General features: G+C 46.0%; 2 protein-coding genes. Both read right to left on the bottom strand.

The window, feature by feature from the left end; translation table 11 throughout:
- Positions 1 to 312, bottom strand: a 312-nt coding sequence (locus tag R8O10_RS25895; protein WP_318192053.1) for a CBS domain-containing protein, incomplete at its 3' end; no start/stop codon positions are given.
- A partial coding sequence (locus R8O10_RS25900) for a P-II family nitrogen regulator (RefSeq protein ID WP_318192054.1) occupies positions 309 to 632 on the bottom strand: 324 nt, incomplete at its 5' end. The genes R8O10_RS25895 and R8O10_RS25900, both read right to left, overlap by 4 nt.

Genomic DNA, 632 nt, shown 5'->3' on the forward strand with positions numbered 1-632 from the left:
CCCAAATCGCTCAAACAGACGAGCACAGTATTTGACGTTCATATCTGGATCGACACACAAAGCAGGCTTAGTCATAATTTCGTAGATATTGGTGCGCTGAGGGGCACGGTTATTTGCCAACACTTTCTTCGCAATATCATTCATTAATACAATGCCGTATTCATCGTTGTCATCGCGCTTTTTGACCACCAGCGCTTTCACTTGATATTTCTTTGCCAGAGTAATGCCTTCGTATACGGTCATCAGTCCATCTACCATAACGTAAGTAGCAGCCATGACGTCTCTTACTCGTACTATCGTTTGATTACTCATAGTTCATCCTCAACCACCTTGGTCAACGTTTCGACTTGATGCGCAACACCTACGGCATCCTCGATATCAATTTGAATCGCACTCCCCTGCCCCGACTCTCGGTCAAACTCTCCCACTTCATTAATGGTCTCAAGTATGTGCCGAGAAAGCTGCTCTTCCACCACAAAGAGCAGAACATCCTTTTGTACTTCTAGGGTTAATCCAAAAAACGTCCGCTTCTGATTTAAACCTTGACCACGAGCATTATTGATCACGGTCGCCCCCGTTGCTCCTGCATCACGAGCCGCATCGAGCACCTTGTCTGTTTTGCTGTCTTCAAC

The sequence above is a fragment of the Vibrio sp. 1727 genome, from assembly GCF_033344415.1.
GTDB lineage: Bacteria > Pseudomonadota > Gammaproteobacteria > Enterobacterales > Vibrionaceae > Vibrio > Vibrio alginolyticus.